Consider the following 15,390-nt stretch of genomic DNA (forward strand, 5'->3'; position numbering starts at 1 on the left):
CATGTCCGAAGCAAAGTATTCACTGGAAAATCCATTCCAATCCACGACCGAACCTGATGTTCTTAAAACCCGTGGTCTTTACGAAGAGGCAAACGAGTTAGGAAAAGAACTCCTCAACAAACCGTTAGCGGGGGGAGGAGTCGACAGAATCCTCGTTCAACATTCCAAAGAAAGGATGACTGTCTGGGAAAGAATCAAGGTTCTTACGGAAAAAGAACCCAACATCCTTTATCAAAACTGGGGAAAAAGTTTGGATGGAGCTTCTCTGGTTACCGGAATTTTAAACATTAACGGTAGAGACGTGGCGGTTTACGGTCACGATTTCACCCTTCGTGCAGGCTCGATGGATGCGACTAACGGAAGTAAGCTTGCCAGATTGATCTATATGGCGGGAGAGCACGGAATTCCTTTGATCGGAATGAACGATTCTGCGGGAGCGTATGTTCCTGCGGGAGTGGGTGGGTTGGATGGTTATAGCGAGGCATTTACTGCGCTTCGAAAAATCAGCGGAGTCATTCCAAGTTTGATGCTCATGTTCGGATTCAATGCGGGAGGAGGGGCTTATCTTCCCCGTCAAGGATCGTTTATGATCCAATGTGATAATACTTTCTTCGGTTTAACGGGGCCCGGAGTCGTTAAATCGGTCTTAGGCGAAGATATCTCCGCGGATGATTTAGGCGGCCCCAAAGTTCATGGGCAGAGTGGAGTGGTTGATATCGTAACCGGTGACGAGTTGGGATCTCTTAGAACCGCGCTTCGTTTGCTTTCTTATCTACCGGATAACAATCATTCTTTTGCACCGTTTCATGCTACTTCCGATCCCACGGATCGATTTATCTACGAAGAAGAGATTCTATTTAAGAAAACCTTTAATTCTCCTACGGGAATGAACACTCCTTTCGATATCACTTTGTATTTGCAAAACATCTGTGATCACGGACAATACTTCGAAATCCAGGGACAACGTTCCAGAAACTTAGTCACCGCCTTTGGAAGAATCGGTGGGCATGTGATAGCATTTGTAGCAAACAACTCCGCCGTTTCTTCCGGACAGATTGATATTGGCGCGGCGAGAAAAGGAACCAGGTTTATCCGTTTCTGCAACCTCTATAATATACCAATCGTTTTCTTGGAGGATACGACAGGCTTTTTACCTGGAAAAGAACAAGAACAAAACGGGATCGTTCTTGAAGGAAGAAAACTTTTAGATTCCATCATTGATATCCGTACTCCTCGTCTAACTTTGATTATTAGAAATGCGTTCGGAGGAGCTTACGCTTGTTTTAACTCGTATCACACAGGAGCGGATATGGTATTCGCGCTTCCTACTGCTAGGATTGCGGTGATGGGGCCAGCGGGTAAAGACTACGTCTACAAGGACGAAGTATCCTCGATCCAAAAAGAATATCAGGAAAACGTAAAGAAGGGGATGTCCGAAAAAGAGGCCATCATAATTCGGGATAAAAAGCTTCAAACGCTTTCCACACAATACGAAAGGGAACTGATGAACCCAAAAGAAGCCCTTTCATTGGGTTCTGTTTCCAGAATTGTTCTTCCCGGAACAACCAGAAGTATTCTCTTTCAAAATCTGGATTATTTAATTCGACATTATAAACCGGCTCCATTGTCCGGACCTCAAAGGGAGTTTGAGTAATCTACATGATCGACTTTCACAACAATCGCATTCAATTTCATCAATCCAATTCTCCTTGGATCCGTTCCTTCTCTTTGGAATCGATCAAATGTCTGATCGTATGTCGGGGACCAGTCCGGAAAGAAGCGATGGAAATTTTCGATTCGATCGGTATCAGGGAATATGGAATTCTTCTTTCCGAAAAAGATTCGGTCGTTTATCCCATGGCTCTCGCACCGGAACTCAGAGGGTTTCGTTTTCCGAATAATATCCATCGTGTTCCGGATTATATGGGAGTGGGTAAAGAAGAAAAAGTGGAGAGAATTAAGCAAATTATCTCCATTGCAAAGGACAACAAATACACTCATATTTTTGCCGGATACGGTTTTATGGCGGAAGATTCCGAGTTTATCGAAGCGATCGAAAAGAGCGGAGTTGTTTTTATGGGACCTGCTTCCTATGTTGCAAACCAAGCTGGTTCTAAAGACGCGGCTAAAAAGATCGCAAGAAAACTCGACGTGTCAGTAACTCCCGGTGTGGATAATATTTCTTCTCTTGCGCTTTTAACGAAAGCTCCTGATGCAAAAGCTCTTGAAAAACTTGCAAAGGAAAAAGGAATCGATTTCAGTTTTGATTCTTCCGTTTCTTTGGAAGTAAACGCAGAGAACTTGCTAGAATTAGGATATTCTAAAATTATAGAGCTCGTCACGATTGCCGATCTTCAAGTTGAAGCGGAAAAAGAAACGAAGAAAATTTGGGAGAAATACCCTAAGAATAGAATTCGTTTTAAGTACATCGGCGGAGGCGGTGGAAAGGGACAAAGGGTCGTTTCCAAAATCGAGGAAGTAAAAAGCGCTGTTCAAGAAATTCTTTCCGAGTCGAAAGTGACCGCTCCTGGGACGAATAAAAACTTCCTAATCGAGTTGAACATCGAGAACACAAGACACAACGAGATACAGCTCATAGGAAATGGAGAATGGTGTTTGGCCCTGGGAGGCAGGGATTGTTCCGTTCAGATGCACGAACAAAAGCTTCTTGAACTTTCTCTTACTCAAGAGTTGCTCGAAAGGGAAATCGCTTCTTGTTCGACAACCCATCCGAAAAAAGCGGAGGTTCTCAAAGGAGATTTGAAAGTTCTTCGGGAAATGGAAGAACAGTCTGAACGTTTTGGAGTGGCCGTAAAGTTGAATAGCGTTTCCACTTTTGAGTCCATTGTGGAAGGAACCAATCATTTCTTCATGGAAGTGAACACTCGGATTCAGGTGGAACACAGAGTCACTGAAATGGTGTATTCTTTGAAGTTTAAGAATCCTGAAAATCCGAACGAATTTTTCGTAGTGGACAGTTTAATTGAGGCGATGGCTCTTCTTTCTCTTCACGGAAAAAGGCTTCCAAAACCGGAAAGAATCCTAAAATTTTCTTCCGGAGCGGAAGTTCGTATTAATGCGACCAACAAAGCAATCCAGCCGCACGCGGGTGGAGTTATCATAAACTGGTCCAAACCTCTTTCGGATGAAATCCGAGACGACCAAGGAATCAGTATCCGGAATCCGGATATGGGTCTATTCGTACATTATAAAGTAGCAGGCGCTTACGATTCCAACATTGCACTCCTCATCTCTCACGGCGAAAACCGTACGGATAATTTGATCCGCCTCAGTGATATTTTGAGAAAAACGGAACTCAGAGGATACGATCTTCAAACAAACCTTTTGGTTCATTACGGTTTGATCCATTGGATTCTCGGAAAAGACGCAATGTTTAAACCTTCCACTGCGTTTATGATTTCCTATCTTGCGGGAGTAGGTGCTCTGGAAAAGATCGTGAAAGACGTGGATCTGGAGATCGCTTGGAAAAAAGTAATTTCTGAAGCCACCTCTTCTGAAGTGAAGAAAGTTTTAGGAAGAAAGTTGACTCTTATTACTAGACCGATCAGCAAGTTACTCAAAGATGCTCACCTGGTTGCGGGATTCATAGGGTTTCATTTGAATCATTCCTGGAAAATTTCTGGTTCTAAGATCGAATGGCTCCGAAATCCGATTTATGTGCTTTCGGATCTCTACCATTATCTGAATATGGAAGCGGATCCGAATCTTTCTCCTTCCGAACAGATCTGGGATCATGACAATGAAATTCTTCAGAAGGCCCTTTCTTTCTATCGAGAACTTTCTAAAAGAACTGGGATTGCCGCGGATTCGATCGAACTTGTTATAAATTTAAATTCCGGTAAAACGATTTCCGGAATTGACTTGGAAATTTTACCTTCCGTTTTTCAATCGCATAACGGTTTTCAGGCGGGTTTAGAACTACTCAAACTTCTTCCTTCTGCCGGGCTAAACTCCGGATTTTACAATTTGGAAATGGATGAAAAGCTGGAAGCCATCATTCCGGAAGAATTCAGAAAGGCCGAAACAAGAGACGCTTTCATTAAGTTTCTAGCTCCTCCTCCGAAGGCAAGTTCTGACGAGATCGTAGCTCCAATGGGAGGAATGTTTTATTCCAAAGAAGCTCCAGATCTTCCTCCAATGGTGAATGTAGGAGATCACTTCAAAGCGGGACAACCTCTTTTCATCGTAGAGGTCATGAAAATGTTCAACAAGATCTCGGCTCCTTTCAGCGGAACCGTAAAAGAGATTTTGTTGAATGACAGCGACGGAAAGATTATTTCCAAAGGTCAGACGATTTTCAAAATCATTCCAGACGAAGTGATTCATATTGAAACCGAAGCGGAAATTGCAGAAAGAAAAAGGAAAACCACTTTAAGCCTAGTTTAGAGCTCATCTCAAAAATCCGTCTAAACGATCCGGCAGCTTCTAAAAAATGTAAGAGTTCCTACATTTTTTAGGTTTTGAAATCGGTTTTTAGTTTAGGGCCATTTCTTTATATTCGATACGGGGATTTGTGTACGGGAGTTCTTAGAAGTATTGAACCTCTTCCACAATCTTTGAGAGCGGAAGGATTGTATCCACAGCTCCTTTCAAAATCGCTTCTTTTGGCATACCGAAAACCACACAGCTAGTTTCGTCTTGTGCAATCGTAAAAGCTCCGGTTTGTTTCATCTTCAAAAGTCCATTTGCTCCGTCGTTACCCATTCCGGTCATAATGATCCCTTTTGCGTTTTTACCCGCAATCTTCGCAACGGAATTGAAAAGTACGTCCACGGAAGGACGATGTCTATTGATTAGCGGACCATCTAACACACGAACGTGAAATTGAGCTCCGTTTAGATAAATCTCCATGTGTTTGTTACCGGGCGCGATGTATGCGGAACCAAGTTGGATTCTGTCTCTATCTTTGGCCTCTTTGACTTGGATCTCGCAGATTTGATTCAATCGATTGGCGAACGCCTCAGTGAACTTTTCCGGCATGTGTTGAACGATCACGATTCCGGGACAGTGAATGTTCAGCCGGGTGAGGATATATTCGAGCGCCTGTGTTCCTCCTGTGGAGGTTCCGATCGCGATCAATTTATCTGTTGTGCTAATTTTGGAAAAATCCGCTTTGGCTTGTTTATGATTCTCGAAGAATTGCGAGTCGCCCTCCTGAAAAGAATGAAGTTTGATCCGTGCGTTAGAGGCGGATGCCGCTTTTATCGAATCTATAAAAAGAACTTCCGATTCTTCTAAGAAATTTTTTAATCCGACCTTGGGTTTTTCGATGATATCGATCGCACCTAATTTCATCGCAAGTACTGCAGTCTCGGATTCTTTTTCCGCGAGAGTGGAACATATGATTACCGGAGTTGGCTTTTCCGACATGATCTTTTTTAAAAAAGAAATTCCATCCATGCGGGGCATTTCCACGTCGAGTATAAAAACGTCCGGCCAAACGGAAGAAAGTTTTTCCGACGCAAAAATAGGATCAGATGCAAAACCTATGATTTCAATTTCAGGATCCTTATTTAGAATTTGTGTGAGAACTTGGCGAACGACTGCGGAATCGTCGATGATAAAAACTTGAATCATGAAAACTCCGGTTTTTCCACATAGATTTCTCCATCCCAAAGGGAAAAGAAAATTCTTCTATGGGAAAATCCTCCCAGGTCTTCGGAAGTGATCGGGAGTCGATTCTTACTTAAGAATTCCTTAATGGAGCGAATATTTTTCATTCCTATATCTCGAACGGATTTGATTTCGAGGAGTTTTTCCTCTTCCGTAGAGAACATGGAGGCTCCACCAAAAAGTTTTATCTGATACTGGCCGACTCTTCCTTCCGTCTGTTCTATCTTTTCGAAAAACAATCGAATGGCGTCGTCAGCGTATTTCGCGTTCAAAGTGGCACTATAACTCGATCTATATGGAAGCATAACGTGCGCCATTCCACCGTAGAGAAGAGCGGGATTCCAAAAACAAATCGATACGCAAGAGCCGAGTAAGGTTCTGATTCTCAGATCTCTTCTTCCCCAACAAAAGCCTCCGGGCTGTAGGAATATATCCCTTACCGTATCAGGTTCCGTCATGCGTTTTCTGCGAGTATCTCTGATTGGTTTTCTTCCAGGGACGTTAGTTCTTCTAGGTTCAGAATTTTTTCCGTGTTCAAAATGATGATAAACCCGCTTTCCTGTTTAGCCATTCCTAGAATAAAATCCACTTTGATCTTGGAACCGAAAGTAGGAGCCGGTTCGATATCGTTTTCCGGAATCGAAATGACTTCATTGACGGATTCAACAAGAATTCCCAAATCTGTTTTTTCTTTTTGGTCTCCGTTTCGTTCCGAATGAATTTCCACAATGATCACGCATGTCTTACGATCCGGTTCTATTTTACTCTTAAAGAACTTATGTTTCAGATCCACGACGGGGACCACATTTCCACGAAGATTGATGACTCCCGGAATAAATTCCGGCATTAAGGGGACGTTTGTCAAACCGGAATACTCAATTATTTCTTTAATATGTAATATTCCAATTCCGTAACATTCCTCTCCTAGATAAAACGTCAAAAACTGATTTTCCTCCAAAGCGTTCATCCTTATCCTCTTTAATATTTCTCAAATTTTTCAGGGACGGACATTCCTGCGGATTCCGATTTCGCCAGTTCTTTTCGAGTTGTAGGAGTTGTTTTTAACATTCCGGTTGATTCTTTGTACAGAAGTCCTCCGCCGTTCGTCATTTTTTTACCGTCTTTTTCCAAGATCTTAAAGAACAAAACGGATTCCCTAAGTTGTTCTGCTTGTGCGTTCATTTCTTCGGAAATGGCGGCTAACTCTTCCGAGGCGGAAGCGTTTTGCTGGGAAACCTGATCCAATTGTCCCATCGCCTTATTGATCTCGGAAACTCCTGCGGCTTGTTCGTCACTTGCAGCGGTGATTTCTTGGACAAGGTCGGCGGTTTTTCGAATTGAAGGAACGATTTGAGAAATGAGTTCCCCAGCTTTTTCGGCGATAGCTACGCTGCTTCCCGCCAGACTACTAATTTCATTCGCAGATTTCTGACTTCTTTCTGCCAGTTTACGAACTTCAGATGCAACGACTGCAAATCCTTTTCCGTGGTCTCCGGCTCTTGCGGCTTCGATTGCGGCGTTTAACGCGAGTAAGTTGGTCTGATAGGCGATGTCCTCAATAATACTAATCTTTTCTGCGATCTGTTTCATCGCTTTTACGGTTTCAATTACGGAAGTTCCTCCTTCTTCCGCGTCTTTAGAAGACTTGGAAGAAATTTGTTCCGTCTGACGGGAATTATGTGCGTTCTGGTCAATGGAGGCAGTCATTTCTTCCAGAGAAGAAGTGGTTTCTTCCACACTTGCGGCTTGTTCAGAAGCACCTTGGCTCAAAGAATTTGCGGTGGAAGAAACTTCACTAGCCGATGTCACAAGACTTGAAGAGCGAACTATGATATCTCCGATGATATCGTTTAACTTGTCCATGGTGGTATTGGAATATTCTTTCAATTTTCCGAAAGTACCATGGTACTCGTTCGTGATCTTTTGTGTGAGGTTTCCCGCGGAGATTCTTTCCAAAGCCTCTACGACCTCATTTAAACCTACATTGCTGACTTCCAAAAGTTGGTTGAGAGATTGGCTAAGATTAAGAAAAAATCCGGTCTTTGAATCCAAAGAAATCCGAGTCATAAAATTTCCTTTTGCGGCAGCACTGACGATCCCTTCCACTTCGTCTTGAACCGCGAGTTCGTTAGTAACATCCGACCATTCCACAACGGAACCGAGTCTTTTGCCGTTTGTGTCCACAATTGGATTGGCAATCAGATTGAAAGTTCTTCCTCCGATTTTGATCGTGGCTTTATGAATTCCGATAAAGTTACTGAGGACACCTCTTTGGTGTGCTGGATTTTTGTGAAACTGATCGATACTTGATCCGATTAGGGTTTTAATATTGAAATGAGCGAATTGTTTTTTAATATCCGCTTCTCCGATCTGAAACATTTCTACGACGGCTTTATTCATATAACGAATATTGAATTCGTTATCGGCAATCATGATGTTTGTAGACGTATTGTCTAAAGCGACTTTCACACGGATTAATTCCTCGTTTTCGATCCTTCTTTGTTCGGCGATTTTATTTTGTTCTGTAACGTCGCTCCACTCGACTACCGAGCCCAAACGATCTCCCGCTTCGTCTATGATCGGATTGGCGATCAGATTAAATTGTCTTCCGCCGATATTGATTGAAGAACGGAATGTATCCGTGAATTTATTGAGAAGCCCTCTTTGATAGGAGGGGTTTTTGTGAAACGTATCGATGTTAGTTCCGATTAAACTGGACGGATTGAAATTGCTAAATTGTTTTCTAATGTCCGTCTCCGCGATGTGAAACATGGAACGGATAGATTTATTCATGTAAACGATATCTAGATTTCGATCCGCCATCATAATGTTCGTAGTTACATTATCGAGAGCCACTTTAACGCGAGTTAGTTCCTCGTTTTCGATCTTTCTTTGTTGCTGGATTTTGTTTTGTTCCGTGACATCGCTCCATTCCACGACGGTTCCTAATCTATTTCCATTTACATCTGTGATCGGATTAGCGATCAAATTGAAATCCCTGCCACCGATGGAGATCGAAGAACGGAAAGTTCCGGTGAGTTGATTCAAAAGACCTCGTTGATGTGCAGGATTTTTATGAAAGGTATCTATATTGGTTCCTATCAAATCGGTAAGATTGAAATTCAAAAGTTGCTTTTTGATGTCTGTTTCGGCTTTACCAAACATTTCCCGAATTGCTTTGTTCATATAAACAATGTCAAAATTACGATCCGCCATCATGATGTTCGTGGTCACGTTGTCCACTGCGGTTCTCATTCTCAAAAACTCCCTTTCTAACTTGAGAATCGTTTTATGACTAAAACGATTGAACCACCACAGAACGGAAATGAGAAGAATCGATACTCCAGCGTATTCCACAATCGTGATCCAAAAATGATCCTGGCTTCCAACAGGAATAACGGAAGCGGTTTCGGTTGTTCTTAAAAGCTCCTTGAGTATTTCCGATTTGGATTGTCTAAAAATGGAAAGTTCTGAAAAGAAATCGGATTTTAAAAGAAAAGTAATTTCTTTTTTCAGGTCCTTAGAACTTGAAATTTTTTCTTTCAATTCCTTCGTGTTTGTAGAAAAGGTTGAAATTTTTTGATCGAGTTTTTTAATCGCGGGCTCCTCTTCGGAATGAGATTCAAAAAGAGCGGATCTTAGATTTTTCAGATTTTTTTCTATTCCCTCCAAATCAGAAACGAGAGTTTCTTTGTCTTTCTCGAAGGATATATGGAGCGAAAATTCTCCAATCGATTCCTCCGTTTTTAATAGAATTTCGTAGAAGTGTCGCGCCGATTCTAGATATTTTGTCGAATGAGCTTCCGTTTCAGAATGTACATTCCGAAAATTCTGAATCGATAAAAAAACAAACCCGTTTATTGTGATAGCTAAGCCGATCCAAACACCTAAATTTTTTCGAAACATTTGATCTCTCCATATTCAAAATTTATAAAATTTATTTCTCTGAAAATTTAACCCGATTTAACGACAAGCTCCTTGTTTTTGGATTGTTCTTGGTCTCGGATCGAATTGTATAAACCGGGGACGTCGAGTATGAACGCGATTTCCCCACTTCCTAAAATCGAAGTGCCGCTAAAACATTTGATGCTTTTAAAAATTTCCGCCATAGGGCGGATAACGGATTGGATTTCTCCTTGTAGATCATTGACCACAATTCCAAAGGACTTATCTTCATATTCTAAAATTAGTATATTCTCTTTATAGAATGTATTGGTCTCCAGGGAAAGAAAACTGGAAAGATGGAGGATCGGTAGAAGTTCATCTCGCAGATTCATGGTCCCTGAAAAGGAGCCGTTTAAAACGACTTTGGATTCCACCGTCTCCCGAACCATCTGCATCGGAACTATGAAAAATAGGCCAGACGCCCTGACTAAAAAACCGTCTATGATAGCGAGGGTAAGAGGCAAACGAATGTGAAAGGAACTCCCTTGGTCTTTTGCCGTTTGGATTTGAACGGTTCCTCTTAAGGATTCAATATTTTTTAAAACGACATCCATACCTACACCTCTTCCGGAAAGATTGGTGACGTGTTCTGCTGTGGAAAAACCGGGTTGAAATATTAGAGAATAAATTTCCGATTCGGATAAGGTCTGGTCTTTCGCTATAAGTCCTTTAGAGATCGCTTTTTCAACGATCTTTTCACCGTCTAAACCTTTTCCGTCGTCTTTGATTTCGATGAGAATACTTCCAGTGCCGTGACTTGCTTGGATCTGAAGTTTACCCGCTGCGGGTTTTCCTTTGAGAATTCTTTCTTCCGAAGTTTCGATTCCGTGGTCGAGAGCGTTTCGTAAAATGTGAACGATCGGATCGGCGATCTTTTCGATTACCGATCGATCTAGTTCTGTCTCACCACCGAAAATTTCGAGTTCTACTTGTTTATTCAGCTCTTTGGAAAGATCGCGCACTACACGTTTATACTTTTCGAATAAATCTGCAATCGGAACCATTCGAAGACTCAACGCGAATTCTCGAATTTCGCTAACCAACCTATAAAGGGATTCGGAACTTTCGATCAATTGAGTGTCTTCTGTGTCTATGATCCTTCTGCTTAGATTTGCTTCTTGGGTGATCAATTCTCCGACAAGAGCGATTAACGTATCTATTTTGGAAGAATCGACTCTAAGGGTTTTTGTCTGTATTTTGATAGTTTCGGATTCTTTTCCATTTTCTATTGTGGCAACGTTCAGCGGAGAATAGACATCTTCGGTAGTGTGAACAAAAATGTTTCTGAGCCTTTGAAGTTCGTCACCGTTTAATACTTTTTGAATTTCAAGAGCGTATAAGTAAGCTTCTCTTCCTAAAGGAAAGTCTTTACAATTTTGTTCAAAGAAGTCCAAGCTACATTTTGGAGGAAGGATTTTCAGATAACTTTCTTCCTTCAAAAATTGGAATGTGGAATGAATTTCTTCACCTTCTGTAGGGGACGCGTATGAAATTTCAAAACCTAGATAAGAATGTTCCGGATGAAATTCCTGCCAATTGGGAATAGATTCAGGATAAACGAAAATGTGTTTGATATTTCCGGATTGAGCTAAGTATTTAATAAACGTATACGGATCCATCCCAGATTCAAAAAGATGTTGGTTCGGGATCAAAGTAATCTGCCAATACGCGGAATTGGAAGGAACGTTTAAATTACCTGAGGACGTCTGTGAACTTTTTGAGGCGGAATCTTTTTTGAGATCGTTCGAAAAATTTTCAGAGAGCAATTTTTTTGCAAGCGACATTAGATCGGCTTGTTTCCGGGAAGTTTTGGGATCCAAAATCAACGTGTCTGTGTCCTCCACCGATTCTACAAGATGGCGAATATGATCGCAGGCTAAGAATAAAAATTCGATTCCCTCTTTGGTGAGAATTTGTTTTCTCGAACGAATCCGGTCTAGAAGAGTTTCCACTTCATGAGTAAATTTTTCAATCGGTTCGTAACCGAACATCCCGGAAGTTCCTTTGATGGTATGAATTGCTCGGAAGACGGAATGGATTCCTTCTTCGTTTTCAGAATCTTTTTCCAAGATCAAAAGATTGGATTCCATAGAAGAAAGTAACTCTTCCGATTCGGAAATGAACGTAGCTCTAACCTCGGAAAGATCCATTCTTAATCCTTGCTCGCTTCAAGTTGAAGTGATTTGGAAAGTTTGCTATCGTTGTTTAAAAGCCCGGAAAGTTCGTAGAAATCGATTAACTTTGAAACGACGTGGCTGTAATTGACAAACCGAATGTCAGCGTTTATTCGTTGTGCCTCCTTTTTGAATGAGAGCAAAATTTGTAAGCAAGAAGTGTCGATCTTTTGTATCTTAAAAAGATCGATTTCTAAAAAAGGAAAACAATCTCTAAAAACAGAATCGAGCTTCTCCTTAAATTCGAGGGCTTCATAAATAGTAAGTTCACCTTCGATCGTAACTTTCGAATAGGAAATGTTTAAGCTTCCAGAAGGAACTACTTGAGGATCTGTATATAATAAAAATGGCATATTTAGCTCAAGGTAATAATTTATGGATAGTTTGGACTAGTTCTTCGGGGGAAAATGGTTTCGTGAGCCAAGCTCGAGCACCAGCGGCCAGCCCTTCGTTTTTTACTTCCACCTGGGATTCCGTAGTTAGCATGATGATCGGAGTAAATTTATTTTTGGGATCTTTCTTGATTTCTTTTACGAACGTAATTCCGTCCATGTTCGGCATGTTCATATCACTTACTATGAGATCAACTTTGTCGCTTTGTAGTTTGTCCAATCCGTCTTGTCCATCCACAGCCTCTAAAATGTCGAAATCGGAATTACTTAGATGCAGATTGAGTATCTTTCTAAAGACAGCCGAATCGTCTACGATGAGAATTCGTTTCATTTTTTATTCTCCTTATTAAACCAACGGAATAAAAATTTCTGCGAGAACGCAGAGGCTTACGTCTTCGGATGTATGGTCGTTTGCGTTGTGGATAAAGAATAATCCGTGATGTTTACGAACGATATGATCCACTGCAGTTAGTCCAAGGCCGAGACCAAACTTTTCCAAGTGACTTACGTTTTCAACCGGGGGATAAATCCTAAAGAAAGGTTGGATTACAAGTTGTTCGAACTTTTCTGGAATACCTCCGTAAGGTTTTTCAATTACTCGGTTTTTAAACGTTATACAGAAATAGCTTTGGTTGACGTTCGCAAAAATATCGATCTGAGAATTGGGCGAACAATATTTGAACGCATTGAGGAACAATTCTTCCATTGCAAGATACAAAAGAGAAAGATTTACGTTTACCTTATATTCTTTTTTAAAAATGGGAAGAGTGACAGAAACTCTTTTGGACATCAAGAAAGAGTTTAAATTTTCTGGAAGCTCCTTGACTTTTTCCAAAATGTATTTGGTAGAAACGGAGGAGAACTCGAAGTTTTGATCGATCAGATCCAGCAGTTTTTCAAGACCGAGCAACATATTTTTCGTGATTCGATTATTTGTAAGAAGAAGATCCAAAATTTCCTTATCGACTTTGTAAAAATTTTCTTCCTGTATTTTAACTGAATCAATCATATCCAAAAGACTGGTCATAGCGCCGATCCCGCTTCCTTGGGAAAGTGACGTTTTTAAACTGTGGATCGAATTCTTCTCGAAGGATTCACTGTCGGATTTACGAATTGTTTCTTTATAGGTAAGCCATTCGAGCTGGTTTCTCAGTTTCTGATCTTCGATCTTGGCCAGATTCTCTTCCATATTTTTGAGATAACAATAGTTCAGCGCCTTTTGAAGAACTTTGAGGAAGATGTCGGGATAAATCGGTTTTAAAATGTAATCGAAAACCCCGAGTTTCATGATCTCTATGATTTTTTCGTTTCTATCGATTGCAGTCTGGACGAGAACAATAGCGTTAGGATAAATCTCTTTGAGCTTTGTAAGGAAGGCCCCCCCGTCCATTACGGGCATCATCAAATCCAGAATAAAAAGGGAATATTTTTTATCTTCAATCCTTTTTAGAGCTTCTGCTCCGTTAGACGCAACTTCATGTTTTACACCCAGTTCGTCACATAAACTTTCCAGAAGAATACTGTTCTCTTGTTTATCTTCCACGATCAAAATAGGATCGTTTGGAATTTTACGAAAAGTATTCTTTTTTTTCAGTTCGGTCTCCAAGACATATCTCCTTTTCAATCTCGATTAAAATCGATTTCAATTTATCTAAGGAAAACGGGTTCTGGATCGTATAATCCGGGAAGAATGAAAGCAGATCTTCTTGAAAGGGAAGTGGAATATCCGCGGTTTCCAAAAGGACCAAATGACTTAACTTGGGATCTTCGTTTAAAAAAACTCTCAAGGATTTGACAACTTCTGTTTCTTCCAAAAGCAAGCGTGTATCATATAATAATATTCTGTGGGAATCGAGGCTTTTTTGCGGTATTTTGGAAAAATCTTTCGTGGTACGTAACGTAATGAACTCTTGAAAGTTATGTATGAAATATTTTTCAATGGCTCGGTCATAAATTCTATCTAGAATTGCAAGCAGAACAGGTATTGATTTAAGTTCGGCTGGATAAATTAGTTCCTGAAAAGTTATGTCTTGAGGAAAAGATCCGGCTTGAACGTTTGAATTGAGTGCATTTTGCTTTTCCAAATAAGAGAAATGCGGCAAGAGAACGTTAAACTTACTCCCTTTTTCGGGCTCGCTTTCTACTTCAATGGAACCTTGATGGGCTTCCACGATCTTTTTTACAATCGGCAGACCGAGCCCGCTTCCTTCATAAGCGGATTGATCTTCTCTTTTTACCTGATGAAACGTTTCAAAAATTCTATGAATTTCGTTTTGAGGGATTCCGATTCCGGAATCCTGAACGGAAAGTTCGTAATCGTTTTCGAGTTTTTTTAATGTAATTAGAATTTCACCGGAAGGATCCGTAAACTTGATCGCATTTCCGAGCAGATTGAGGATGACTTGTCGGATTCGTTTCGGATCTGCTTTGATTTCAAAATCTGCTTCTTCCGGAAAATATTGGAAAGTCATTCCGATTTTTTTTGTGATCGCTTCTCCTAGAATCATTTCAATTGACGTAGAAATCAATTCCTTGAGATCAAAATCGGATTCATTCAAAACTAACTTTCCGGCTTCGATTCGGGATAGGTCGAGTATGTCGTTGATGATGTTTAGAAGATGAACGCCGGAATGAAAGATCAAATCCTTATATTTATTTTCTTTTTCCATTTCCATCGGAAGTTGCATGAGTCTGGAAAATCCAATGATGGAATTAAGAGGTGTTCTGAGTTCGTGACTCATGTTTGCCAAAAATTCGGATTTGGCTCTGTTCGCTTTTTCTGCCATTTCCTTTTGAAGGTTTAGCTCCTCTGTTCTTTGATTTACAAGGACTTCGAGTTTTTCCCTGTGAATTTTCAATTCTTCTAATACGTTTTTACGTTCTAGAAATACGCTGATCAAATCTACAAACGTTCGAATCGTAAAAATTTCCTCTTTGATCACATTGATCGCTTTGAGGTTTTCGAATCCGGCAAAACCAAACCATTCGTTGGAAACAAAAAGAGGAATCAAAGTGACAGAACGAGTTTCTCTTTGATTGAAAAATTTTTTTTCATTTTCCGGAAATTCGGATACGTTTCCCTGCAAATAGCCGCCCGAGGAAAAAATTTTTTTCCAACGGATGTAATCTTCTTTGTAAATGATCAATTGGGTCGTCGGGATTTCGGACGTATCCATAGAAGGATCGTTTACTTCCAGATAAAGCTCGGCTGAATCCGCGTTTTCCGAATTTTTAAAAAGGTAGAG

The 15,390-nt window shown here is 40.7% G+C and carries 11 protein-coding genes (1 of these 11 only partly in view); 2 read left to right on the plus strand and 9 right to left on the minus strand.

Features of this window, described 5'->3' with window-relative positions:
• Position 1 precedes the first annotated feature (1 nt).
• Both LEP1GSC190_RS08035 and LEP1GSC190_RS08040 read left to right on the plus strand, forming a co-directional pair.
• Positions 2–1,654, plus strand: coding sequence for an acyl-CoA carboxylase subunit beta (locus LEP1GSC190_RS08035; RefSeq protein ID WP_004280435.1), 1,653 nt, complete (start codon positions 2–4; stop codon positions 1,652–1,654).
• Between the two features lie 5 nt (positions 1,655–1,659).
• Complete coding sequence (locus LEP1GSC190_RS08040; RefSeq protein ID WP_004280466.1) at positions 1,660–4,407, plus strand: ATP-binding protein; 2,748 nt, start codon at positions 1,660–1,662, stop codon at positions 4,405–4,407.
• A 141-nt stretch (positions 4,408–4,548) separates the two neighbouring features.
• Here the strand turns inward: LEP1GSC190_RS08040 and LEP1GSC190_RS08045 are convergent, their stop codons facing one another.
• The 9 genes in view from LEP1GSC190_RS08045 to LEP1GSC190_RS08085 are tightly spaced (at most 47 nt apart) and all read right to left on the minus strand, a layout consistent with a single transcriptional unit that may run on beyond the window.
• On the minus strand, positions 4,549–5,598 hold the full coding sequence (locus LEP1GSC190_RS08045) for a protein-glutamate methylesterase/protein-glutamine glutaminase (protein WP_002761110.1): 1,050 nt from the start codon (positions 5,596–5,598) through the stop codon (positions 4,549–4,551).
• Entirely contained in the window at positions 5,595–6,092 is a 498-nt protein-coding gene (locus tag LEP1GSC190_RS08050) for a chemotaxis protein CheD (protein ID WP_002761032.1), read from the minus strand. The genes LEP1GSC190_RS08045 and LEP1GSC190_RS08050 overlap by 4 nt, the downstream gene beginning before the upstream one ends.
• Positions 6,089–6,601 (minus strand): chemotaxis protein CheW, encoded by a 513-nt coding sequence (locus tag LEP1GSC190_RS08055; protein ID WP_002761034.1) that lies wholly within the window; start codon positions 6,599–6,601, stop codon positions 6,089–6,091. Before LEP1GSC190_RS08055 ends, LEP1GSC190_RS08050 begins: the two co-directional genes overlap by 4 nt.
• 11 nt (positions 6,602–6,612) lie before the next feature.
• A complete protein-coding gene (locus LEP1GSC190_RS08060) occupies positions 6,613–9,540 on the minus strand; it encodes a methyl-accepting chemotaxis protein (RefSeq protein ID WP_002761038.1) in 2,928 nt (975 codons plus the stop codon).
• 47 nt (positions 9,541–9,587) lie between these two features.
• Positions 9,588–11,729: a chemotaxis protein CheA gene (locus LEP1GSC190_RS08065; protein ID WP_004280697.1), complete on the minus strand. Its 2,142-nt coding sequence runs from the start codon at positions 11,727–11,729 to the stop codon at positions 9,588–9,590.
• A gap of 2 nt (positions 11,730–11,731) precedes the next feature.
• Positions 11,732–12,106: an STAS domain-containing protein gene (locus LEP1GSC190_RS08070; protein ID WP_002761069.1), complete on the minus strand. Its 375-nt coding sequence runs from the start codon at positions 12,104–12,106 to the stop codon at positions 11,732–11,734.
• 7 nt (positions 12,107–12,113) lie between these two features.
• A complete protein-coding gene (locus tag LEP1GSC190_RS08075; protein ID WP_002761064.1) occupies positions 12,114–12,476 on the minus strand; it encodes a response regulator in 363 nt (120 codons plus the stop codon).
• 15 nt (positions 12,477–12,491) lie between these two features.
• Positions 12,492–13,751: a hybrid sensor histidine kinase/response regulator gene (locus tag LEP1GSC190_RS08080; RefSeq protein WP_002761030.1), complete on the minus strand. Its 1,260-nt coding sequence runs from the start codon at positions 13,749–13,751 to the stop codon at positions 12,492–12,494.
• Positions 13,714–15,390, minus strand: the 3' portion of a protein-coding gene (locus LEP1GSC190_RS08085) for a PAS domain-containing sensor histidine kinase (protein WP_004280597.1). The gene runs 558 nt beyond the window's last position; 1,677 of the gene's 2,235 nt are visible here — the last part of the coding sequence; its start codon lies off the right edge, out of view; the stop codon is at positions 13,714–13,716. Before LEP1GSC190_RS08085 ends, LEP1GSC190_RS08080 begins: the two co-directional genes overlap by 38 nt.

This window comes from Leptospira mayottensis 200901116 (assembly GCF_000306675.2).
Classification (GTDB): Bacteria; Spirochaetota; Leptospiria; order Leptospirales; family Leptospiraceae; genus Leptospira; species Leptospira mayottensis.